The following is a 24,070-nucleotide window of genomic DNA, read 5'->3' on the forward strand; positions in this document are numbered from 1 at the left end:
GAACACGGAAGTTAAGCTCTCTAGCGCCGATGGTAGTTGGGACCTTGTCCCTGTGAGAGTAGGACGTCGCCAAGCAATTAAAAACACAAGTCTTTTGACTTGTGTTTTTTTTGTGTTTTCAAACAGTACGCAAAAAGAAGTAATGGTAATACAAACACGTTGCCCAAGGATTAATCATATTATATAAGAGATTGATGTATATTTTTCTGTAAATTGTTAAGGAATAGAAATATAAAATATGTCCATTTAAATAGGGAGGGAAGGTTATGAAATCACAAAATGAAGTTTGTATTGTTTGTGAGACAGAAAGAAAAGAAGGGATATATGTTTATAATAATTTGATATGTTATGAATGTGAAAAGGATATGGTAAATACGGAGACAAATGATCCGAAGTATATATATTATTTAAAACAGCTTCGGAAATTAGAAGTATCATATTTTTAAATAGGCGTATGCCTATTATTTTTTTTGTTCTGTATAATAGAGAAAGAATGAAATAATAAGGAAGAGATATAGATGAATCAAAATCGCATACCTTTATATGAGGCATTAAAAGAGTTTAAAGAAAGAGGGCCGTTGTCCTTTCATGTCCCAGGTCATAAAAATGGTTTAAACTTCCCTCAGGAGGTAGTAGAGGAGTTTAAAGATATACTATCTATCGATGTAACTGAGTTGTCAGGGTTAGATGATTTACATAGTCCGTTTGAATGTATAGATGAGGCACAACAATTATTAGCTGATGTATATGAAGTGGAAAAAAGTTATTTTTTAATTAATGGTTCAACAGTGGGGAACCTAGCAATGATTTTGTCTTGTTGCGGAGAACATGACATTGTTCTTGTGCAAAGAAATTGTCATAAATCAATTATTAATGGTTTAAAATTAGCGGGAGCAAATCCAATTTTTTTAGATCCATGGATTGATGAAGCTTATAACGTACCAGTGGGAATTCATGATGAAATTATTAAGGAAGCAATTGAAAAATATCCAAATGCTAAAGCACTCATTTTAACGCATCCTAATTATTATGGTATGGGGATGGATCTAGAGGCAAGCATTGCTTATGCACATGCACATAAAATCCCTGTTTTAGTAGATGAGGCACATGGAGCCCATTTTTGTTTAGGAGGAGCATTTCCAAAGTCAGCGTTAGCATATGGTGCAGATATTGTAGTTCATTCTGCACATAAAACATTACCCGCGATGACGATGGGATCCTATTTACATATAAATAGTCACCTGGTGAAAGAAGAAAAAGTTTCTACTTATTTAAGTATGCTACAATCTAGTAGTCCATCTTATCCAATTATGACTTCTCTTGATATTGCACGCTTTACAATAGCCGGTATAAAAGAAAAGGGACATGATGAAATTGCCGGGTTTTTACGGGAATTTAAAGAAGCATTGAGTTCTATTCCACAAATAGCTATTTTACAATACCCATTACAAGACGAGTTAAAGGTTACCGTACAGACACGTTGTCAGTTATCAGGATACGAATTACAGTCTGTATTTGAAAAGGTAGGTATATATACAGAAATGGCAGATCCATATAATGTCTTATTTATTTTGCCCTTACAAGTAAATAAGGAGTATATGAAGGCTATAGAGATGATCCAAGTGGCATTGCAATATTATGAGGTGAAAGACAAGAAGGAATCTATTCGTTATACTTATAGAGGAGAAATTTCTCCTCTACCGTATACATATAAACAACTGGAAGGATACGAAACAAAAGTAGTATCTGTAGAAGAAGCAGTTGGGATGATAGCGGCGGAAATGGTAATTCCGTATCCTCCTGGCATTCCATTGATTATGTATGGGGAAAGAATTACTTCAGAACATAAAGAGCAAATTATGTATTTAGAGAAAGCAGGCGCTCGTTTTCAAGGTAGCACGAAATATATGAAAGTGTATGATATAGAAAGTAGGTTTTAGGATGAAGGGATTATTTGTAACAATTGAAGGTCCAGAAGGTTCGGGTAAAACAACGTTAATTAAAAGTTTATTGCCATACTTTGAACAAAAAGAACAAAAGGTAATGGCGACGAGAGAACCAGGTGGTATTGCAATTTCTGAGGATATTAGAACGATTTTACATAAACAAGAATATACGATGATGGAAGCACGTACAGAGGCGCTTCTGTATGCTGCTGCACGTAGACAACATTTAGTGGAAAAAGTTATGCCAGCGCTTAACGAGGACTACCTTGTATTATGTGATCGTTTTATAGATAGCTCTTTAGCGTATCAAGGATATGCAAGAGGGTTAGGTATGGATAAAGTATTTGAAATCAATCGTTTCGCAACAGAGGACTGTATGCCTAGTTTAACGATTTACTTAGATATTGAGCCAGAGGTTGGCTTAGCTCGAATTGAAAAAGATGCAGGACGTGAAGTGAATCGATTAGATATGGAAGATATCTCTTTCCATAAACGTGTGCGTGAAGGATATTTACAAGTTGTAGAACGTTTCTCAGATCGTATTGTATTAGTAAATGCTGATCAACCAATGGAAAAACTTATAGAAGAAGTTGTTCAGATTATAGAAGATAAATTGTTATAATAGAAGGAAAGAATGAAATAAGTGAGGTATGCATTATGACGAAGACGTGGGAGCAGCTTTCTGCTATACAACCCATCGGTGTAAAAATGTTGATGAATAGCATTGCAAAAGAGCGTATATCCCACGCTTACTTGTTAGAGGGAGGGAAAGGGACAGGAAAGTTTGCGACGGCAATTCAAATGGCAAAGAGTTTCCTCTGTTCTCAGCGGAATGGGGTAGAGCCTTGTCATGTATGTACAAATTGTAAGCGAATTGATTCAGGTAACTACCCGAACTTACATATTGTAAAACCAGACGGATTATCTATTAAGAAGCAACAAATTCATGATTTACAAGAAGAGTTTTCAAAAACAGGATTAGAGGCAAATAAAAAAGTATATATTATTGAGCACGCAGATCGTATGACAGCAAATGCAGCGAATACACTCTTGAAATTTTTAGAAGAACCAAGTAGTGATACAACAGCTATTTTACTTACTGAACAAAGTCATCAAATTTTAAATACGATTTTATCTCGCTGTCAAGTTGTTACATTTAGACCATTACCTACGGAATCTTTAATTAGAAGATTACAGGATGAAGGTATTACGGCACCTTTATCCACACTTGCTGCACAACTCACGAATAGTTTTGATGAAGCTTTAGCTTTATGTAGTGATGAATGGTTTGCACAAGCACGAGCTTTAGTGATAAAATTATGTGAAGCGCTCGAAAAGGATAAAGCCTCTATTTTTTTTGTACAAGAAAAATGGGGAAAACACTTTGGAGAGAAAGAACAATTACAGCAAGGTTTAGATATGTTACTCCTTATTTATAAGGATTTATTATATGTTCAACTTGGAGAAGAAGATCGTCTTGTTTTTCATGAGCAGAAAGAGATGTTTGAATCTTTCTCCTATGCTCAGAAGCGCATTGTATCAGCTCTCTTTAATATATTAGAGGCAAAAAATAGAATCAACGCTAATGTAAATGCGCAGCTTGTGTTCGAACAGTTAGTGTTGCGGTTGCAGGAGGGATGACCGTTTTGTATGATGTAGTAGGTGTTCGCTTTAAGAAGGCCGGAAAGGTATATTACTTTGATCCGAATCAGTTCGATATCTCTGAAAATGAGTTTGTAATTGTAGAAACAGTAAGGGGTATTGAGTACGGAAAAGTAGTTATTACCAAAAAGCAAGTTGATGAGAACGACGTTGTATTACCGCTAAAAAAGGTTATTCGTATTGCAAATGAAAATGATCGTACCATTGTTGAAGAGAACAAACATGCTGCGAAAGAAGCATATCAAGTTTGTCAGCAAAAGGTAGTAGAGCATAATCTTGATATGAAACTTGTAGATGTAGAGTATACGTTCGATCGCAATAAGATTATTTTCTACTTTACTGCGGATGGTCGGATTGATTTCCGCGAACTGGTGAAGGACTTAGCAGCAATTTTTAGGACAAGAATTGAACTAAGACAAATTGGTGTTCGTGATGAAGCGAAAATGCTTGGTGGTATTGGTCCATGTGGTCGTATGCTTTGTTGTTCTACTTTTTTAGGTGATTTTGAACCTGTATCTATTAAGATGGCAAAGGATCAAAATTTATCATTAAATCCTGCAAAAATCTCTGGTTTATGTGGTCGTTTAATGTGTTGCTTAAAATATGAGAATGATGAATATGAGGCAGCAAAGGAACAACTTCCGGATTTAGATCAACGTATACAAACCCCGCATGGTACTGGCCGTGTTATCGGATTAAATATTTTAGAAAGATTAATTCAAGTGGAACTAGTAGACAAGGAACGGATAGTAGAATATACGTTAGATGAGTTAGTGAATAAAGGGGTCGTTTCGAGTCAAACCACAGATTAATGAGGTGGGTGCTTGTGGAGAAAAAAGATATTTTTGCATCGGTTTCTAGTATGGAAGAGCAAATTGGACATTTATACAAACAGTTGGGAGAATTAAAACAACATCTTGCAGAGTTGTTGGAAGAAAATCAACATATAAAAATGGAAAATGAAAATTTGCGACACCGCTTTGAAGAAGTGCAGATTAAAGAAAAACAAAAAACTCAAAAACGTAAAGAAGTGAAACCAAAGACAACTGATATTGGTGAAGGCTACGATAACTTAGCAAGACTATATCAAGAAGGTTTTCATATTTGTAATCTGCATTATGGAAGTGTACGTAAAGAGGGAGATTGTTTATTCTGCCTGTCATTTTTAAATAAAAAGTGAAATTACCTTTCCAATGATAATTGGAAAGGTAATTTTTTATACATGAGAGTAGAATGAAATATGTTTTTTATTAGTGGAAGATGAAATAGGGTAGGTTAAGTGTAAGAAAAGGAGTAACACATGAATTTATATGAAGATGAACGTTTAGATTACTTATTAGCGCAAGATATGAAGATCGTACAAAGCCCATCAGTATTTAATTTTTCTTTAGATGCTGTTTTACTTGCAGATTTTGCTTGGGTACCAATTCAAAAAGGTAATTTACTTGATTTGTGTACAGGTAACGCAGTTGTGCCCCTTCTATTAAGTACAAGAACGAAAGGGAATATTACAGGTGTGGAAATTCAAGAACGTTTATATGATATGGGAATAAGAAGCGTTCAATACAATAAGTTAGAAGAAAGAATTCACTTAATACACGGGGATTTGAAAGATATGCCAGAGAAACTTGGACGTCATCAATATGATGTTGTCACATGTAATCCACCTTATTTTCAAACACCTGCAACGTCTGAGAAAAATATGAATGAACATTTAGCAATAGCTCGTCATGAAATTATGTGTACATTAGAGGATGTTGTATCTGCAAGTAGTCAGCTAGTAAAGCAAGGCGGGAAAGTAGCATTTGTACATCGTCCAGGTCGTTTACTAGATATTGTTACATTAATGCGTAAATACAAAATTGAACCAAAGCGTGTACGATTTGTTTATCCTAAGGCAGGGAAAGAAGCGAATACATTGTTAATTGAAGGAATTAAGGACGGAAACGCAGATTTGAAAATATTGCCACCTCTTTTTGTATATGAAGAAAATAATGAATATACAAAGGAGATTCGTTCAATTTTATATGGAGAAGAATAAGCATTGTTTTTATGTAGTAGAGTGCTCTGATGGCAGTTATTATGCTGGATATACAAATCATATAGAGAAGCGAATTCAGACCCATAATAGTGGAAAAGGGGCTAGGTATACGCGTGCTAGACTTCCTGTTGTTTTAAAATACGTAGAATTTCATGAAGATAAGCGTACAGCTATGCAAGCAGAGTATTATTTTAAGCAATTAAGTAGAAAACAAAAAGAAGAATATATGCAAAAAGGAGAACGCTATGTGGCAACAAAAAAGCTTTCAACAAAATGAAAAGGGAGTTTTATATTTAGTACCAACTCCTATTGGAAATTTAGAAGATATGACATTTCGTGCAATTCGAATTTTAAAAGAAGCTGATTTAATTGCTGCTGAAGATACGAGGCAAACGAAAAAACTTTGTAATTATTTCGAAATCGAAACCCCTGTTATGAGTTACCATGAGCATAATAAGGAAGTAAGTGGGAAGAAAATATTAGAGAAGTTAGACGTAGGAAAGACTGTGGCACTTGTTAGTGATGCTGGTATGCCGTGTATTTCCGATCCAGGTTACGATATTGTTGTAGAGGCTGTAGCGGAACAATATCATGTTGTCCCGCTTCCTGGGGCAAATGCGGCCCTTACAGCATTAATTGCGTCAGGTCTTGAAACAAAACAATTTTATTTCTATGGATTTTTACAAAGAAATAAGAAAGAAAGAAAAATGGAGTTAGAGAAGCTTCGTTATGTACAAACTACAATGATGTTTTATGAAGCACCTCATCGTTTAGATGATACTTTAATCTCGATGCAAGAAGTGTTGGGAAATAGAGAAATTGTATTATGTCGAGAGTTAACGAAAAAATTCGAGGAATTTATTCGAGGAACAATCGAAGAAGCAATTGAGTGGACGAAACAAAATGAAGTTCGTGGCGAGTTTTGTATTTTAGTAGCTGGTTCAACGGAAGAACCTGCCCCAGAAGAACAATGGTGGGAATCTATCTCGGTATATAATCATATTGAACATTATATAAACGAAAAAGGTATGAATTCAAAAGAGGCAATAAAAACAGTCGCTAAAGATCGAGATTTGTCGAAACGCGATGTATATCAAATCTATCATGTCGATAAAAAATAAGCTTCTCATAATTGAGAAGCTTATTTTGCTGTTTCGATATAATCTTGAAGTTCGTTTAAGATTTGCTCAGCGCCTTCTTTGCTTAAGATAATTTTACCTTCAGCTAAAGATAGGTTACCATCAGATACTTCGCCAGTTACTTGGCAAGTCATGTTTGGCTTATATTTTTTTAAGATGATTTTCTCGTCATCAACGTAGATTTCAAGAGCATCCTTTTCTGCAATACCTAAAGTACGGCGTAATTCGATCGGAATTACCACACGACCTAATTCATCAACTTTACGAACGATACCAGTAGATTTCATAATTCTTTTCCTCCTAAAGAAATAGTTTATAAGTTTCGAGTCTATTTTCTAGATTCGTCATTTTTCGACAAAATACCCTATGGACATATGATACCAATCATTTACATTTCCGTCAATTCTTTAATTCTATATTTTTTAAAAAGATTTATAGATTTCTTACTTCTTATATATAATAGAATGCGAGTAATTTCTACTATTATTTCACTTTATTTTCTGAAAAATTTATAAATTATAAATGAGGATTGTATATTTTCTTGAAATATGAGTATTAGATGATAAAGATACTAGGTATTAACTCGTTTTTTATCCCGAGTTAACGAGCAGTAAGATTCCCATTTCAAAATTCGGCTGGAGGAAAGAAGTCAAGTGGGATCGGGCTGCTTGTAAAAGCTCGATTGGTGCGGGCTAATAATCCGCGGGAGTGAACAAAACCCCACAGATTAAAGTTTCACTTTATATATAAGTTTTTGATATACTGTTTATAAATACATATGAGGTTATCCGGGAGGTCCAAAACAATGACAGAGGAAAACAAGTCCTTTTATATTACTACCCCAATTTATTATCCAAGTGGAAAATTACACATTGGACATGCTTATACAACAGTAGCAGGAGATGCGATGGCACGATATAAGCGCATGCAAGGATATAATGTTCATTATTTAACAGGAACTGATGAGCATGGACAGAAGATTCAAAAGAAGGCAGAAGAATTAAACGTTACACCACAGGCATATGTGGATAACATTGTTGCAGGAATTAAAGAACTTTGGGAGAAGATGGATATCTCTTATGATGATTTTATTCGTACAACTGAAGATCGTCATAAAGATGTTGTTGAAAAAATCTTCAAGCAACTAGTAGATCAAGGTGATATTTATCTTGATGAATATGAAGGTTGGTATTCTGTACAAGATGAGACATTCTATACAGAGCATCAATTAGTAGATCCAATTATGGAAGGTGACAAAGTAGTTGGAGGAAAAAGCCCAGATAGTGGTCATGATGTAGAACTTGTTCGTGAAGAATCGTATTTCTTTAGAATGGGTAAATATGTCGACAGACTATTAAAATTCTATGAAGATAATCCACATTTCATTCAGCCAGAGTCTCGCAAGAATGAAATGATTAATAACTTCATTAAACCAGGCTTAGAAGATTTAGCTGTTTCTCGTACTTCATTTGACTGGGGAGTTCGTGTTCCAGGTAACCCAAAACACGTTATTTACGTATGGGTTGACGCATTATCTAACTACATTACAGCATTAGGTTATGGAACAGAAAATGAAGAGATGTATAAAAAGTTCTGGCCGGCTGATGTGCACTTAGTTGGAAAAGAAATCGTTCGTTTCCATACAATTTATTGGCCAATCATTTTAATGGCATTAGATTTACCGCTTCCGAAAAAAGTCTTTGCTCATGGTTGGATTTTAATGAAGGATGGAAAGATGAGTAAGTCAAAAGGAAACGTAGTAGATCCAGTTACATTAATTGATCGTTATGGATTAGATGCATTACGTTATTACTTACTTCGTGAAGTTCCATTCGGATCTGATGGCGTATTCACACCAGAAGGATTCGTGGAGCGTATTAATTTCGACTTAGCAAATGACTTAGGTAACTTATTAAATCGTACAGTAGCTATGATTGATAAATACTTTAACGGAGAAATCCCTGCATTTAAAGCAAATGTAACGGAATTCGATGAAACGTTAGTAACGTTTGCACAGGATACATTGAAAAAAGTAGAAGAAGCAATGGAGAATATGGAATTCTCTGTAGCGTTAAGTTCAATTTGGCAATTGGTTAGCCGTACAAATAAATATATTGATGAAACACAACCATGGGTATTAGCAAAAGATGAGAATGATCGTGAAAAGTTAGCTTCTGTAATGGCCCATTTAGCAGAAGTACTTCGTCAAACAGGTATTATGCTTATGCCATTCTTAACAGTAGCACCAAGCAAGATGTTTGCTCAGCTTGGCCTTACTGAAGAAGCACATAAGTCTTGGGAAAGTCTATCTACAGTTGGCTGTATTCCAGCTGGAACGAAAGTAGAAAAGGGACAACCAATTTTCCCACGTTTAGAAATGGAAGTAGAGGTAGAGTACATTAAAGAACAAATGAAGGCCTCTGCTCCTAAAGTAGAAGAGAAAAAAGAAGAAGAACCGAAGGCAGAAGAAATTACAATTGATGATTTCTTTAAAGTAGAATTACGCGTAGCTGAAGTATTATCTGCTGAATCCGTGAAAAAAGCGGACAAGTTGTTAAAAATCCAACTAGACTTAGGCACAGAAAAGCGTCAAGTTGTTTCTGGAATTGCAAAATTCTATTCGCCAGAAGACCTAAAAGGTAAAAAGGTTATTTGTGTAACAAACTTAAAACCTGTAAAATTACGCGGTGAATTATCGCAAGGTATGATTTTAGCGGGTGAAGAGAATGGCGTATTGTCATTAGCATCGATTGACCAAAATATACCAAATGGTACAAAAATCAAGTAATTAAGACAAGAAAAGAGATGTTTCACGTGTAACATGTGTGAAGCGTCTTTTTTCTTTTTACACTCTCCATTTTTGCATTAAAATTGTAGTATTGTTATCGTTAAGTTAATAAAGAATTTATTTTTGTAGAATAAACTTGATTTCAATATAAAAGGAGCTATGTATTATGTTGTTTGATACACATTCACATTTGAATGCAGAGCAATTTGAAGAAGATTTGCAAGAAGTTATTGCACGAATGAAAGAAGCAGGAGTTACTTATACAGTTGTTGTTGGTTTTGATGAAGTAACGATAAAAAAAGCGATTGAATTAGCTGAAGCCTATGATTTTATTTACGCTGCGGTTGGATGGCATCCAGTTGATGCAATTGACATGACAGAAGAACATTTAGCTTGGTTAGAAGAACTTGCTTCCCATCCTAAAGTAGTTGCACTTGGAGAAATGGGTTTAGATTATCACTGGGATAAGTCTCCAAAAGAAATACAGAAGGAAGTATTCCGTAAACAAATTGCATTAGCGAAAAAGGTAAAATTGCCGATTATTATACATAACCGCGATGCAACTCAAGATATTGTTGATATTCTAGAAGAAGAGAATGCAGCTGAAGTGGGAGGCATTATGCATTGCTTTAGCGGCAGCGTAGAAGTAGCAGAGCGATGTGTTGATATGAACTTTTTAATTTCGTTAGGCGGACCAGTGACATTTAAAAATGCCAAGAAACCGAAAGAAGTAGCTACGGAGATTCCGTTAGAGAAATTGTTAATAGAGACGGATTGTCCATATTTAACACCACATCCATTTCGAGGGAAACGAAATGAACCGAGTTATGTAAAACTTGTGGCTGAAGAAATTGCGAACTTAAAAGGGATTTCTTATGAGGAAGTAGCAGAAGTAACAACAAAAAATGCAAAAGCTTTATTTGGTGTTGAATAAAAGGAGTGGGAGAACCCATTCTTTTTTATTTTTGTGAAAAAACAGCAGGAGTGATAGAGAAAATAAAGGCGAATGAGGAAGTGTTACAATAAGGAGAGAGAACAAAGTTTTAGACATTCTATTTTTTAAAATGTAAGAATGGGGAAAATAATAATGGAAAAGTCGTCATTTTTTTGTTTTACTAAGTAGAGACGAAACGAGTGTGGAGGCAAGCATGAAAATTAAAGAGATTATCGTTGTAGAAGGTAAAGATGATACAGTTGCGATTAAGCGTGCTGTTGATGCGGATACAATTGAAACGAACGGTTCAGCAATCGGTGATCATGTTATTGAGCAAGTTAAATTAGCGCTGCAAAAACGAGGCGTTATTATTTTTACAGATCCGGATTATCCTGGAGAGCGTATTAGAAAAATTATTTCTGATAAGGTGCCTGGATGTAAACATGCCTTTTTACCGAAGGAAGAAGCACTTGCTAAAAGGAAAAAGGGTGTCGGAATTGAACATGCTTCTAATGAATCAATTCGCCGTGCTTTAGAGAATATACATGAAGAAATGGAAGCTTACACAAGTGAAATTAGTTGGAGCGATCTAGTCGATGCAGGTTTAGTGGGCGGAGAAATGGCAAAGAGTCGCAGAGAAAGAATGGGTAAGCTATTAAAGATTGGTTATACAAACGCAAAACAGTTACATAAACGTTTACAAATGTTTCAAGTTTCAAAAGAATCATTTGCAGAAGCTTATAAGCAAGTCATACAGGAGGAAAGAAAATGAAGGATATCGCAACGCCAAATCGTACGAAAGACATTGTTGAAAAGTACGGATTTTCATTTAAAAAAAGTTTAGGACAAAATTTTTTAATTGATACGAATGTATTAAATCGTATTGTCGATCACGCTGAAATCGGTTCGGAAAGTGGTGCAATTGAAATTGGACCAGGTATCGGTGCATTAACAGAACAATTAGCGAAGCGTGCTAAAAAAGTAGTGGCTTTTGAAATTGATCAAAGACTATTACCGATTTTAGATGAGACGTTAGCTCCATATGACAACGTTACAGTTATCAATAAAGATGTATTAAAGGCAGATGTACATGAGGTGTTTAGTGAGCAATTTGAGGAAGGGCAGGATGTAATGGTAGTAGCTAACTTACCGTACTATATTACAACGCCAATTTTATTTAAATTGCTGGAAGAGAAATTACCGGTTCGTGGATTTGTTGTTATGATGCAAAAAGAAGTTGGAGATCGTTTAGCTGCTAAACCTGGAACGAAAGAGTATGGTTCTTTATCCATTGCTATTCAGTATTATACAGAGGTAGAAACAGTTATGACTGTACCGCGTACAGTGTTTGTACCACAACCAAATGTTGATTCTGCGATTATTCGTCTTCTGAAGCGTCCGAAACCAGTTGTAGAAGTAACAGATGAGACATTCTTCTTTGAAGTAGTACGAGCAAGCTTTGCACAGCGTCGTAAAACTTTAATGAATAATTTATCAAATAATTTAAATGGTTTCCCGAAAGATAAAGAGCTGTTGGATCGAATTTTAACAGAAGTAGGAATTGATCCAAAACGAAGAGGCGAGACACTATCTATCGAGGAGTTTGCAACATTAAGTAATGCATTAGTTCTTCATAAATTGTCATAAGAATAGAGAAGGGACAGTTCAACTTGAACTGTCCCTTTTGTCACCTTTCCGCTCCTACATTCATACTTTAAAAACAGGTAAGATGGCCTAATGAGTTTGGAGGTAGGAGAATGGCTTTACATGTTGGAGAATTAGTGGAACGATATTCTCATAATAGGGATATCCTTTTTCGTATTATAGAAATAAAAGGCGAGATAGCTATATTGTTTGGAGAGGAAATTAGACTGGTGGCAGATGCGCCACTTGAAGATTTAATTAGTATAGATCAACGAGAACATAAAAAAAGAGCAAAGCGTGAGAAAGAAACGATGGAGCGTACGTATCGATTGTTTCAACAAGATTATGTATTAATGAAACAAAGGCATGAACACACTTCAACGGGTGGATATACAAGTGAGGTGAATTATTTTCAAATGCCAGGACGTGTATTGCATATAGATGGAGACCCGTTATATTTGCGCAAGTGCTTAGATTTATATAATAAAATTGGTGTTCCTGTACAAGGTATTCATTGTAAAGAAACAGAAATGCATGAAAAGGTAGTAGATTTAATAGATCATTTTCGTCCGGACATTTTAGTTATTACGGGGCACGATGCATATACAAAATCAAAAGGGGTAAAGGGAGATTTAGCAGCATATAGGCATTCAAGGCATTTTGTACAGGCTGTTCGAGAAGTGAGAAAAAAATATCCATCATTGGATCAACTCGTTATTTTTGCTGGGGCATGTCAATCACACTTTGAAGCATTGATTCGAGCAGGCGCTAATTTTGCTAGTTCACCATCTAGAATTAACATTCACGCACTAGATCCTGTATATGTGGTTGGTAAAATTAGTTTTACGTCATTTATGGAGAGAGTCAATGTATGGGATGTTGTACGTAATACGATTACCGGTGAAAAGGGACTTGGCGGGATTGAGACGAGGGGGATTTTACGAACTGGATTACCCTTTCAACATTATGAAGAATAAGCAAGGTACATATGTATCTTGCTTTTTTGTATGGAAAGGATTTAAATCAGCTTGGATAAAAAGAGATAAGAACGCACAGACTACATAATGATACTTTTACAATATAGTATTTCTTCTATCTATTTGAACGCATGATGCTTTTATAATGATATTGTCTGTGAGTTGCGGTTAATAATTGGGATAGATATATCGTGTTTTAAGTGTTCAATCTAAATTACAGCGAGGTGTAACGAAGTATATGTCAAAACGTTTAGATGAAATTAAAAGCGAATTAGATCACCATCTTGGACAGAGACTGATGTTAAAGGCAAATAGTGGGAGAAGAAAAACGGTAGAACAATCAGGGGTACTTGCAGAAACGTACCGTTCTGTTTTTGTTGTACAATTGGATCAGCAAGAAGATGCGTTGCAACGTGTATCGTATAGTTATGCAGATGTTTTAACAGAGACAGTAGAGTTAACATTTTATGGTGAACCTCATAATGAAGTGATTTTATAATTGATGTATTGTTACATATATTCCCACAAATGAAAAGCTATATTATTTTGCATACTAATTATACCGTAGCAAAATAAGGAGGGACTCTGCATTGAGTAGACGAAGAGGTGTCATGTCAAATCAATTTAAAGAAGAGCTTGCAAAAGAGCTAGGCTTTTATGATGTTGTTCAGAAAGAAGGCTGGGGCGGAATTCGTGCGAAAGATGCTGGTAACATGGTGAAACGTGCTATAGAAATTGCAGAACAGCAATTAATGAAACAAAACCAGTAGTTGTAAGATACTTTCTATGCTACGGTAGCCGAGGAGTGATTCCTCGGCTTTTTGTACTCTAAAAGGTGCCATCATTTTACATAAGTAGTTTCATTCTGAATGCTTTTCGTTATAATTAGGGAAGTGTCATCGTCTTACTATAAATTTATGGTAAAATAAACGATAAAAGATTGAGTACATAGAGTGGGTGAATAGATTGAAGCTACTAGTGAAAGCACCAGCAAAGATTAATCTGTCGTTAGATGTACTGGGAAAAAGACAAGACGGATATCATGAAGTGAAAATGATTATGACAACAATTGATTTAGCGGATCGTTTAGAACTAATGGAATTAGCAGAAGACCGTATTGAAATTTTATCCCATAATCGGTATGTCCCAGACGACCAAAGAAATTTAGCTTATCAAGCAGCGAAATTATTAAAAGAGAAGTTTAATGTAAAAAAAGGCGTATCTATTACTATTGAAAAAACGATTCCAGTAGCAGCTGGATTAGCAGGTGGAAGTAGTGATGCAGCGGCGACATTACGTGGCCTTAATAAATTATGGAATTTAGGGCTTACAATTGACCAGTTAGCAGAACTTGGTGCAGAAATTGGATCAGATGTATCGTTTTGCGTATATGGTGGGACAGCAATTGCCACTGGAAGAGGAGAGCAAATTGAGCACATAAAAACTCCGCCTTCTTGTTGGGTTATTTTAGCAAAACCCCATATTGGTGTATCTACTGCTGATGTGTATGGAAATTTAAAGTTAAATCGAGTTACACATCCAAATGTAGATAAAATGGTTGATGTCATAAATGCTGGGGATTACAAAGGGATTTGTGATACTGTTGGTAACGTTTTAGAAGATGTAACGTTTGCGATGCATCCTGAAGTTGCACGTATTAAGGCGCAGATGAAGCGATTTGGGGCGGATGCTGTATTAATGAGTGGAAGTGGCCCAACCGTATTTGGCCTTGTGCACCATGATTCGCGAATGCATCGTATATATAACGGATTAAAAGGATTTTGTGAACAAGTATACGCAGTACGTTTATTGGGAGAGCGAGAAACGCTTGAATAAAGACGTATAATACGGTATGATTTGTTTAGAATATTCGTGATTTGAGGTGAGAGTATGAAAATTAGACGAAGTACAAGATTAGTCGATATGACGTATTACTTGTTACAAAATCCTCGTCAGCTAGTTTCTCTCACTTTTTTTGCTGAAAGGTATCAATCAGCTAAGTCTTCCATTAGTGAAGATTTAGTTATTATTAAGCAAACGTTTGAACAACAAGGGGTCGGCACATTGCAAACGATACCAGGAGCAGCAGGAGGAGTGAAATATATACCATATATAAGTGCGGAAGAGGCAGATCTCATTATCGGAGAGCTTTGTAGCCTATTTGAAAATCCAGGTCGTATTTTACCTGGTGGTTACTTATATATGACAGATCTTTTAAGTAATCCTCGTCATATTAATGGCGCAGGTCGTTTGTTTGCTTCTGTTTTTGCTAGGCAACCAATTGATGCGGTTATGACGGTAGCAACTAAGGGTATTCCACTTGCTTATGCGGTGGCAAATTACTTAGATGTACCGGTAGTAATTGCAAGAAAAGATAATAAGGTAACAGAAGGCCCAACTGTTAGTATTAACTATGTATCAGGTTCTTCTAAGCGAATTCAAACAATGACGTTAGCAAAGCGTAGCCTTCCAGAAGGATCAAATGTTTTAATTATTGATGACTTCATGAAAGCTGGCGGGACAATTCAAGGTATGATGAGTATGTTAGAAGAGTTTAAGGCTAATGTTGTTGGTATTGGTGTATTAGTAGAATCCACAGATATTGAAGAAAGACTAATTAATAATTTTGTATCATTAATTCGCTTGTCAGAAGTTGATGTGAAAGAAAAAGCGATTCAAGTGGAAAAGGGGAATTATTCACTGGCACCATTTGATGAAGGGCTTGTAGAGGCGGAATAAAAAGGTAAAGCTGATAGCTTTATCTTTTTTTTATTCTATTTATAAATTATAAAATAGATGGACAAACTGCTTTTCGTGCACTATTTTTAAAGAGTAAAAATAAATAATAAAAGGGTGAAAGATATGAAAGTTGTTCAAACAAACAATGCACCACAAGCAATTGGACCATATTCACAAGGGATTATTGTAAATAATATGTTTTACAGTTCAGGACAAATTCCGTTAACTGCAGGTGGAGAGCTTGTAGCAGGAGATGTAACAGTACAAACAGAGCAAGTATTTCAAAACTTACAAGCAGTATTAGAAGAAGCAGGTGCTTCATTTGATACAGTAGTAAAAACAACAGTATTCTTAAAAGATATGGATGATTTTAATGCTGTTAATGAAGTATATGGCTCTTATTTCTCTGCTCATAAGCCAGCTCGTTCTTGTGTACAAGTAGCAAAATTACCGAAAGATGTTTCAGTTGAAATTGAGGTAATTGCCCTAGTTAAGTAATTCTTTGTAAGCGATAACCTCCACTAATCTCTATATTCAATTACATTAAAAATTTTTATCTTAAAAATTTTTAAAAAATTAAAGGGAAATTAGAAATTTTGTGGAATTTATACAAATATATCGCTTATTTAGAAAAGGGTGGTGAACACAAGATGGAAGTGACTGACGTAAGATTACGCCGCGTAAACACAGAAGGCCGCATGAGAGCAATTGCCTCTATTACTCTAGACCATGAATTTGTTGTTCATGATATTCGTGTAATTGATGGTAATAATGGATTATTTGTAGCAATGCCAAGTAAACGTACTCCAGATGGAGAGTTCCGTGACATTGCACACCCAATTAATTCTGGTACACGCTCTAAAATTCAAGATGCGGTTTTAACAGAGTATCATCGTTTAGGCGAGTTAGAAGAGGTTGAGTTTGAAGAAGCGGGTGCTTCGTAAAATTCGAATGAAAAGGGCTTTTTAGAGAAAGCCCTATAATTTTGCAACAAACTCCTGTAAGCATTTACAGGGGTTTGTTTTTTTGTGTTTATATATATATTCCGTTTAGAAAATTCTAAATTAAATAAAATAAAGAAGGTAACTTCTAATTTTTTCAAAATCATTTTAAATAGTATAGCTTAATTCTTAAAAAAGATACTAAAGAGTAAAACATCTTATAAGAATTATGGTAAAATTTAATAGTTAAAATGTGTTTCTTGAAATATATGATGATTTAGGATAATATCGTTAATGGATAAATAGGTTGCGATGGAGGGTCTATATGTCAAACAGATTTGCAGTGATTCTAGCTGCAGGTAAAGGCACACGTATGAAGTCTAAGCTATACAAAGTGCTTCATCCTGTATGTGGAAAACCTATGGTACAACATGTTGTCGATCAAGTATCTCAATTAGGATTGCAGAAACTTGTAACAGTCGTAGGACATGGTGCTGAAATGGTACAAGAACAGCTAGGAAACGTAAGTGAGTTTGCATTACAAGCAGAACAACTTGGTACAGCGCATGCTGTAGATCAAGCTGCAAGTGTACTTGCAAATGAAGAAGGAACAACTTTAGTTATTTGTGGTGATACGCCGCTAATAACTGCTGAAACAATGGAATCATTGCTTCAGCAACATAAAGAAGCAGGGGCAATGGCAACGGTGCTAACAGCTTACATAGAAGAGCCTGCTGGATATGGTCGTATCGTTCGTAATGAGAATGGTCATGTTGAAAAGATTGTTGAGCATAAGGATGCAAATGAGAAAGAATTAGCTATTAAAGAAATCAATACAGGTACGTATTGTTTTGATAATAAAGCTTTATTCGCTTCACTTTCTAAAGTTTCAAATGATAACGTACAAGGTGAATATTACCTGCCAGATGTTATTGAGATTTTAAAAAATGAAGGTCATATTGTATCGGCTTATCAAACAGAGCACTTCGATGAAACGTTAGGTGTTAACGACAGAGTCGCTCTATCGCAAGCGGAAATTATTATGAAAAACCGTATCAACCGAAAGAACATGGTAAATGGTGTTACGATTATTGATCCAAGTAACACATATATTTCTGCTGATGCAATTATCGGTAGTGATACAGTTCTTCATCCAGGAACAATTATTGAGGGGAACACTGTAATTGGTTCTGATTGTGAAATTGGACCGCATACAGTAATTCGCGATAGTGAAATTGGAGATCGTACGACAATTCGTCAATCTACTGTACATGATAGTAAACTAGGTACAGAAGTATCGGTTGGTCCATTTGCACATATTCGCCCAGATTCAGTTATTGGAGATGAAGTACGCGTTGGAAACTTCGTGGAAATTAAAAAAACTGTTTTTGGTAATAGAAGTAAAGCTTCACACTTAAGTTATATCGGGGATGCACAAGTTGGAGAAGACGTGAATCTTGGTTGTGGTTCAATTACGGTGAACTATGACGGTAAGAATAAATTCAAAACTGTGATTGGTAACGGGGTATTTATTGGATGTAATTCAAACCTTGTTGCTCCTGTAACAGTTGAAGATGGTGCTTATGTGGCAGCAGGCTCTACAATTACAGAGAATGTTCCATCAAAAGCATTATCTGTGGCACGTGCACGTCAAGTTAACAAAGAAGACTATGTTGATCAATTGCTGAATAAGAAAAAATCATAATGTGGAGGGTTAATCTAGATGTCGACTCAATATCTAAATTCTAATTTGAAAGTATTCTCTTTAAACTCTAATAAGGAACTTGCTGAGCAAATTGCAAAGCACATTGGAGTAGGACTAGGAAAATGTTCTGTTGATCGTTTTAGTGATGGAGAAGTTCAAATTAACATTGAAGAAAGTATCCGTGGTTGCGATGTATTCATTATTCAATCTACAAGCTTCCCAGTAAACGAACATATCATGGAATTACTTATTATGATTGATGCATTAAAGCGTGCATCTGCAAAAACAATTAATATTGTTATTCCTTACTATGGTTATGCGCGTCAAGACCGTAAAGCGCGTTCTCGTGAACCAATTACATCGAAACTTGTAGCAAACTTGCTTGAAACAGCAGGTGCAACTCGTGTAATCACTCTAGATTTACATGCTCCACAAATTCAAGGGTTCTTTGATATCCCAATCGACCACTTAATGGGTGTACCGATTCTTTCAGATTACTTTGAAACAAAAGGTCTTAAAGATATCGTAATCGTGTCACCTGACCATGGTGGGGTAACTCGTGCTAGAAAAATGGCAGATCGCCTAAAAGCACCAATCGCTATTATTGATAAGCGTCGTCCTCGTCCGAACGTATCAGAGGTAATGAACATTATCGGTAATATTGAAGGTAAAACAGCAATTTTAATTGATGACATCATTGATACAGCTGGTACAATTACATTAGCAGCAAACGCTCTTGTTGAGAACGGTGCTTCTGAAGTATATGCTTGCTGTACACACCCAGTATTATCTGGTCCAGCAATTGAGCGTATTCAAAACTCAAATATTAAAGAGTTAGTTGTAACGAACTCTATCGTATTACCGGAAGAGAAGAAAATCGACAAAGTACATGAACTTTCAGTTGCTCCATTAATCGGAGAAGCAATCATTCGTGTATACGAAGAAGAATCTGTAAGTGTATTATTCAATTAATTGGATAGAATGAGACGTAACCAAGATTGGTTACGTCTTTTCGTATCGAAAAAAGAAAGTAGTGGTACAAGAATGAAATTGATAGTAGGACTTGGGAACCCGGGTAGAGAATATGAATTAACAAGGCATAATATTGGATTTATGGCAATTGATGAACTTGCAAAGCGTTGGAATATTTCTTTGAATGAACAAAAATTTAAAGGAGTATTTGGTGCAGGATTTGTTAATGGAGAAAAAGTAATCTTATTAAAGCCACTTACATATATGAATTTATCTGGGGAAAGTATTCGTCCACTCATGGATTACTATAAAATTGATGTTGAGGACTTCGTTGTTCTGTACGATGATTTAGACATCCCTGTAGGTAAATTACGCCTTCGTATGAAAGGTAGTGCTGGTGGACATAATGGTGTGAAATCAACAATTTCACATTTAGGAACACAAGAGTTTCAACGCATCCGCATGGGAATTGATCGTCCGAAAAATGGCATGAAGGTAGTAGATTACGTATTAGGACGTTTTACATCGGAAGAAATTCCTGATGTGAATCATTCTATTGAAAAAGCAGCGGATGCATGTGAAGAATGGTTAAACAAACCTTTTCTTCAAATTATGAATACCTTCAATAGTTAAGGATATAATTGGGGATATTTTGTTTTATTTTTACCCATACTAGCAGTAATTGGATTTTTAGGAGGCTAGTATGGAAGGATATTATTATTGCAGACATTGCGGGAGTAATGTAGGCTCCGTTACTGTAGAAAAAGTGTATAGCGACGTTTTATTTCAACTAACAGAGCAAGAAGTAGTAGAGATGATTCATTTTCATGAGAATGGAAATATATATATACAAACGATTTGTGAATCGTGTCAAGAAACGCTCGCATCTTATCCTGAGTATTATGAATATGAAAAATTTCTGCAATAAAATGTTGTCGCTTTGGCATGTCCAAAGCATTTTTCTGTTTTCTTTTTCCGAAATATTTGCATAAAATGTAGTGGCTTGCTCTTTATGTTGAGAGGGGTTTTGAAAATGATAGGTTTATTAGAGCAATTTTATAAAAATGAAGAGATCCAATCGGTTATTAATGGACTAGAAGATGGTTTAAAAGAACAACTTGTATCAGGTATGGCAACCTCTTCTCGTTCATTATTAATGGCGGCCTTATATAAAAAAACAAAAAAATCACAACTTATTGTGACGCATAATTTATATCAAGCACAAAAAGTGCATGAAGATTTAGTGGCGTTACTTGGTGAAAAAGATGTGTGGCTATACCCAGTAAATGAATTGATAGCATCAGAAATTGGTGTTGCAAGCCCAGAATTGAAGGCACAACGTATTGAAGTATTGAATCGTTTAGCTGCAGGAGAGAATGGGATTATTGTAGCACCAGTTGCAGGACTACGCAGGTTTTTACCAATGAAAGAATTGTGGAAGCAAAGGCAAATCGAAATCAATCTAGGGCAAGAGATTGATTTAGATACATTCTTGCATACTTTACATCATATTGGTTATGAGCGTAAGTCGATGGTAGAAGCTCCTGGAGAATTCAGTTTGCGCGGGGGAATATTAGATATTTATCCATTAACTGAAGAGTTACCATTCCGTATTGAATTTTTCGACACAGAAGTTGATTCTATTCGATTATTTGATGTGGATGAGCAGCGCTCTCAAGATAAAAAAGAAAGTGTTAGATTTGGTCCAGCAACAGAGTTTTTATTTTCACAGGAAGAATTGAAGTCGGGAATTAAGCGTCTTGAGGAAGGCTTGACTAAGACGATGCAAAAACTTTCCGATGATAAATTGAAGACTACAGTGCTTGAGACGGTAAGTCATGAAATTGAGATGTTAAAAAACGGGCAAAGTATAGAACAGATGTTTAAATATTTATCTATTTTCTATAACGAACCTGCTAGTCTGATAGATTATTTACCAGAAGATGGTGTTGTAATTTTAGATGAGATTTCCCGTATTCAAGAAACAGCATCACATCTTGAAACGGAAGAGGCGGAATGGTATATATCACTTCTTGGTGAGGGAACAATTATTCAAGATTTATCTTTCTCACACTCGTTTGAGGAATTTCTTCATCATAAAAAAAGAAGTTTTGTATATTTAACGTTATTCTTACGTCATATAGCGCATACACATCCGCAAAACATTGTGAATGTGACATGTAAAACAATGCAAGATTTCCATGGGCAGATGCAGTTGTTGAAAACTGAAATTGATAGATGGAACGAAGGGCATTTTACGACTGTTGTGCTTGGAACTGATGATGAACGTGTAAAAAAACTACAACATATTTTAAGTGATTATGATATTGAGGCAGATATCGTAGAGGGCACAGATATATTATTGCCTGGAAGGTTACAAATTGCTGTAGGTGATTTACATGCAGGATTTGAAATGCCGATGCAAAAGTTTGTTGTTATTACTGAAAAAGAGCTTTTTCATAAGAAAGTTAAAAAATCACAACGTAAGCAAAAGTTATCTAATGCCGAACGTATTAAAAGTTATTCGGAATTAAAAGTTGGAGATTATGTAGTTCATGTAAATCATGGTATAGGTAAATTCTTAGGTATCGAGACATTAGAGATTAATGGTGTTCATAAAGATTACTTGAATATTAAATATCAAGGTAATGATAAGTTATACGTTCCAATTGAACAAATTGACCAAGTGCAAAAATATGTAGGATCTGAAGGTAAGGATCCGAAAGTTTATAAGTTAGGCGGAAATGACTGGAAAAAGGTCAAAACGAAAGTTGAAAAATCTGTACAAGACATTGCGGATGACCTAATTAAACTATATGCTGAACGCGAAGCTTCAAAGGGTTATGCATATACACCAGATACGGCAGAACAACAAGAATTTGAATCTTCTTTCCCATATCAAGAGACCGAGGACCAATTGCGTTCTATTGAAGAGATTAAGAAGGATATGGAACGTGGACGTCCGATGGATAGGCTTCTTTGTGGTGATGTGGGATATGGAAAGACGGAAGTAGCTATCCGTGCGGCATTTAAGGCAATTATGGATGAAAAACAAGTTGCAATTTTAGTGCCGACAACGATTCTTGCACAACAACACTATGAAACAATTCGGGAGCGTTTTCAAGATTATCCAATCAATATAGGGTTATTAAGTAGATTCCGTACAAGAAAACAGCAAAATGAAACAATTAAAGGTTTAAAAGATGGCACGGTAGATATTGTAATCGGAACGCATCGTATTTTATCTAAAGATGTTACTTATAAAGATTTAGGTCTTCTTATTATTGATGAAGAACAAAGATTTGGTGTAACGCATAAAGAAAAAATTAAACAATTAAAAGCAAATGTTGACGTATTAACATTAACGGCAACTCCGATTCCGCGTACACTCCATATGTCTATGCTTGGTGTGCGTGACTTATCTGTTATTGAGACACCACCAGAAAATCGTTTCCCAGTCCAAACGTATGTAGTAGAGTACAATCCGGCGTTAATGCGAGAAGCGATAGAACGAGAGCTTGCAAGAGGTGGGCAAATTTACTTCCTATATAATCGTGTGGAGGATATCGAGAGAAAAGCAGATGAAATTTCGATGTTAGTTCCAGACGCGCGTGTAACGTATGCGCATGGAAAAATGAACGAAAGTGAATTAGAGTCTGTTATGCTATCGTTTTTAGAAGGGCAGCATGATGTTCTTGTAAGTACAACAATTATTGAGACGGGTGTAGATATTCCGAATGTAAATACGTTAATTGTATTTGATGCAGATCGTATGGGATTATCGCAGCTGTATCAGCTTCGTGGGCGTGTTGGACGTTCTAATCGTGTTGCATATGCATACTTTGCATACAAACGAGATAAAGTGTTATCAGAAGTTGCAGAGAAGCGTCTGCAAGCAATTAAAGAGTTCACAGAGCTTGGATCTGGTTTCAAAATTGCGATGCGAGACTTATCCATTCGTGGTGCAGGTAACTTGTTAGGAGCCGAACAGCACGGATTTATTGATTCTGTCGGATTTGATCTATATTCTCAAATGTTAAAAGATGCAATTGAACAGCGTAGAGGAACAGACGGAGTTGAAAATACAGTTAATGTTGAAATTGATTTAGAAGTAGATGCATATTTACCGGATGCTTATATTTCAGATAGTAAACAAAAAATTATGATGTATAAACAATTTAGAGGTGTTTCTGCAATTGAGGATATTGAAGAGTTGCAGGAAGAGATGATAGATAGATTTGGTGATTACCCGCAAGAGGTTGGTTACTTATTACAAATTGCGAATATTAAAGTATTGGCAATGAAAGAACAAATTGAGTTAATTAAGCAAAATAAATTTGAAGTAACAATTCTGTTCTCAGAACAAGCAAGTCAAAATATTGATGGCGGAAAATTATTCATGCTTGGAAATAGTTTTGGACGTATGATTGGTTTAGGAATGGAAGGATCACAATTGAAAATCGTTATGAAAACAAATGGCTTAGAGACATCGAAGTGGTTAACAATTGCAGAAAATTTATTAAAAGGCTTACCAGATGTAAAAAAAGAAGTCATAAATGCCTAATATTAGATAAAAAAATAC

At 35.5% G+C, this 24,070-nt stretch carries 27 protein-coding genes; 26 read left to right on the top strand and 1 reads right to left on the bottom strand.

The annotated features are described in order from the left end of the window. The 10 genes from FS742_RS27830 to rsmI form a co-directional block, all read left to right on the top strand. On the top strand, positions 1-187 hold a 187-nt coding region (locus FS742_RS27830; protein ID WP_222124850.1), incomplete at its 5' end, for a hypothetical protein. 79 nt (positions 188-266) lie between these two features. Further along, on the top strand, positions 267-446 hold the full coding sequence (locus FS742_RS26410; protein WP_000842028.1) for a sigma factor G inhibitor Gin: 180 nt from the start codon (positions 267-269) through the stop codon (positions 444-446). A 72-nt stretch (positions 447-518) separates the two neighbouring features. After that, positions 519-1,940 carry an aminotransferase class I/II-fold pyridoxal phosphate-dependent enzyme gene (locus tag FS742_RS26415; RefSeq protein WP_144616331.1) on the top strand — a complete coding sequence of 474 codons (1,422 nt, stop codon included), beginning with the start codon at positions 519-521 and terminating at the stop codon, positions 1,938-1,940. A 1-nt stretch (position 1,941) separates the two neighbouring features. Further along, positions 1,942-2,568 (top strand): dTMP kinase, encoded by a 627-nt coding sequence (gene tmk / locus FS742_RS26420; protein ID WP_098344100.1) that lies wholly within the window; start codon positions 1,942-1,944, stop codon positions 2,566-2,568. A 35-nt stretch (positions 2,569-2,603) separates the two neighbouring features. After that, a complete protein-coding gene (holB, locus tag FS742_RS26425) occupies positions 2,604-3,587 on the top strand; it encodes a DNA polymerase III subunit delta' (RefSeq protein ID WP_144616333.1) in 984 nt (327 codons plus the stop codon). A gap of 5 nt (positions 3,588-3,592) precedes the next feature. Further along, positions 3,593-4,420, top strand: coding sequence for a PSP1 domain-containing protein (locus tag FS742_RS26430; protein WP_000272429.1), 828 nt, complete (start codon positions 3,593-3,595; stop codon positions 4,418-4,420). 14 nt (positions 4,421-4,434) lie between these two features. Then, a complete protein-coding gene (gene yabA / locus FS742_RS26435) occupies positions 4,435-4,788 on the top strand; it encodes a DNA replication initiation control protein YabA (protein WP_000412057.1) in 354 nt (117 codons plus the stop codon). A 120-nt stretch (positions 4,789-4,908) separates the two neighbouring features. After that, complete coding sequence (locus FS742_RS26440; RefSeq protein ID WP_061678923.1) at positions 4,909-5,649, top strand: tRNA1(Val) (adenine(37)-N6)-methyltransferase; 741 nt, start codon at positions 4,909-4,911, stop codon at positions 5,647-5,649. Further along, on the top strand, positions 5,636-5,926 hold the full coding sequence (locus FS742_RS26445; protein ID WP_144616335.1) for a GIY-YIG nuclease family protein: 291 nt from the start codon (positions 5,636-5,638) through the stop codon (positions 5,924-5,926). The genes FS742_RS26440 and FS742_RS26445 overlap by 14 nt, the downstream gene beginning before the upstream one ends. Then, the gene (gene rsmI / locus FS742_RS26450) at positions 5,895-6,770 is read left to right on the top strand and encodes a 16S rRNA (cytidine(1402)-2'-O)-methyltransferase (protein WP_144616337.1); all 876 of its coding nucleotides are present in this window, start codon (positions 5,895-5,897) and stop codon (positions 6,768-6,770) included. Before FS742_RS26445 ends, rsmI begins: the two co-directional genes overlap by 32 nt. A gap of 20 nt (positions 6,771-6,790) precedes the next feature. On the opposite strand, the gene FS742_RS26455 is transcribed toward rsmI, so the two are convergent. Next, positions 6,791-7,075, bottom strand: a complete 285-nt coding sequence (locus FS742_RS26455) for an AbrB/MazE/SpoVT family DNA-binding domain-containing protein (RefSeq protein ID WP_000843036.1) — start codon at positions 7,073-7,075, stop codon at positions 6,791-6,793. Positions 7,076-7,593: 518 nt separating this feature from the next. Between FS742_RS26455 and metG the strand changes: the two genes are divergently transcribed. From metG to mfd, 16 genes are all read left to right on the top strand, one after another. Continuing rightward, the gene (metG, locus tag FS742_RS26460) at positions 7,594-9,576 is read left to right on the top strand and encodes a methionine--tRNA ligase (RefSeq protein WP_144616339.1); all 1,983 of its coding nucleotides are present in this window, start codon (positions 7,594-7,596) and stop codon (positions 9,574-9,576) included. A 166-nt stretch (positions 9,577-9,742) separates the two neighbouring features. Continuing rightward, positions 9,743-10,510 carry a TatD family hydrolase gene (locus FS742_RS26465; RefSeq protein WP_000895831.1) on the top strand — a complete coding sequence of 256 codons (768 nt, stop codon included), beginning with the start codon at positions 9,743-9,745 and terminating at the stop codon, positions 10,508-10,510. 214 nt (positions 10,511-10,724) lie between these two features. Then, positions 10,725-11,282, top strand: a complete 558-nt coding sequence (gene rnmV / locus FS742_RS26470; protein ID WP_000692830.1) for a ribonuclease M5 — start codon at positions 10,725-10,727, stop codon at positions 11,280-11,282. Then, entirely contained in the window at positions 11,279-12,157 is an 879-nt protein-coding gene (rsmA, locus tag FS742_RS26475; RefSeq protein ID WP_144616340.1) for a 16S rRNA (adenine(1518)-N(6)/adenine(1519)-N(6))-dimethyltransferase RsmA, read from the top strand. Before rnmV ends, rsmA begins: the two co-directional genes overlap by 4 nt. A gap of 110 nt (positions 12,158-12,267) precedes the next feature. Continuing rightward, positions 12,268-13,131, top strand: a complete 864-nt coding sequence (yabG, locus tag FS742_RS26480) for a sporulation peptidase YabG (protein WP_001173738.1) — start codon at positions 12,268-12,270, stop codon at positions 13,129-13,131. A 238-nt stretch (positions 13,132-13,369) separates the two neighbouring features. Beyond that, positions 13,370-13,630 carry a biofilm formation stimulator Veg gene (gene veg / locus FS742_RS26485; RefSeq protein WP_000044349.1) on the top strand — a complete coding sequence of 87 codons (261 nt, stop codon included), beginning with the start codon at positions 13,370-13,372 and terminating at the stop codon, positions 13,628-13,630. Between the two features lie 91 nt (positions 13,631-13,721). Beyond that, positions 13,722-13,901: an acid-soluble spore protein SspF gene (sspF, locus tag FS742_RS26490; protein ID WP_001985066.1), complete on the top strand. Its 180-nt coding sequence runs from the start codon at positions 13,722-13,724 to the stop codon at positions 13,899-13,901. Between the two features lie 196 nt (positions 13,902-14,097). After that, the gene (ispE, locus tag FS742_RS26495; protein ID WP_000772094.1) at positions 14,098-14,967 is read left to right on the top strand and encodes a 4-(cytidine 5'-diphospho)-2-C-methyl-D-erythritol kinase; all 870 of its coding nucleotides are present in this window, start codon (positions 14,098-14,100) and stop codon (positions 14,965-14,967) included. A 54-nt stretch (positions 14,968-15,021) separates the two neighbouring features. Beyond that, positions 15,022-15,870, top strand: a complete 849-nt coding sequence (gene purR, locus FS742_RS26500) for a pur operon repressor (protein ID WP_061678916.1) — start codon at positions 15,022-15,024, stop codon at positions 15,868-15,870. A 123-nt stretch (positions 15,871-15,993) separates the two neighbouring features. After that, positions 15,994-16,368, top strand: a complete 375-nt coding sequence (locus FS742_RS26505) for a RidA family protein (protein ID WP_048526389.1) — start codon at positions 15,994-15,996, stop codon at positions 16,366-16,368. 152 nt (positions 16,369-16,520) lie between these two features. Continuing rightward, positions 16,521-16,814 carry a septation regulator SpoVG gene (spoVG, locus tag FS742_RS26510; protein WP_000454041.1) on the top strand — a complete coding sequence of 98 codons (294 nt, stop codon included), beginning with the start codon at positions 16,521-16,523 and terminating at the stop codon, positions 16,812-16,814. 322 nt (positions 16,815-17,136) lie between these two features. Further along, the gene (gene glmU, locus FS742_RS26515) at positions 17,137-18,516 is read left to right on the top strand and encodes a bifunctional UDP-N-acetylglucosamine diphosphorylase/glucosamine-1-phosphate N-acetyltransferase GlmU (protein WP_061678915.1); all 1,380 of its coding nucleotides are present in this window, start codon (positions 17,137-17,139) and stop codon (positions 18,514-18,516) included. A gap of 18 nt (positions 18,517-18,534) precedes the next feature. Continuing rightward, positions 18,535-19,488: a ribose-phosphate diphosphokinase gene (locus tag FS742_RS26520; protein WP_000107420.1), complete on the top strand. Its 954-nt coding sequence runs from the start codon at positions 18,535-18,537 to the stop codon at positions 19,486-19,488. Between the two features lie 72 nt (positions 19,489-19,560). Next, the gene (gene pth / locus FS742_RS26525; protein ID WP_001979768.1) at positions 19,561-20,121 is read left to right on the top strand and encodes an aminoacyl-tRNA hydrolase; all 561 of its coding nucleotides are present in this window, start codon (positions 19,561-19,563) and stop codon (positions 20,119-20,121) included. A gap of 70 nt (positions 20,122-20,191) precedes the next feature. Beyond that, the gene (locus tag FS742_RS26530; RefSeq protein WP_144616342.1) at positions 20,192-20,416 is read left to right on the top strand and encodes an anti-sigma-F factor Fin; all 225 of its coding nucleotides are present in this window, start codon (positions 20,192-20,194) and stop codon (positions 20,414-20,416) included. A 105-nt stretch (positions 20,417-20,521) separates the two neighbouring features. After that, positions 20,522-24,052, top strand: coding sequence for a transcription-repair coupling factor (gene mfd / locus FS742_RS26535; RefSeq protein ID WP_144616344.1), 3,531 nt, complete (start codon positions 20,522-20,524; stop codon positions 24,050-24,052). Positions 24,053-24,070 lie beyond the last annotated feature (18 nt).

Origin of the sequence: Bacillus cereus (assembly GCF_007678085.1) — a bacterium.
Taxonomy (GTDB): Bacteria; Bacillota; Bacilli; order Bacillales; family Bacillaceae_G; genus Bacillus_A; species Bacillus_A cereus_BE.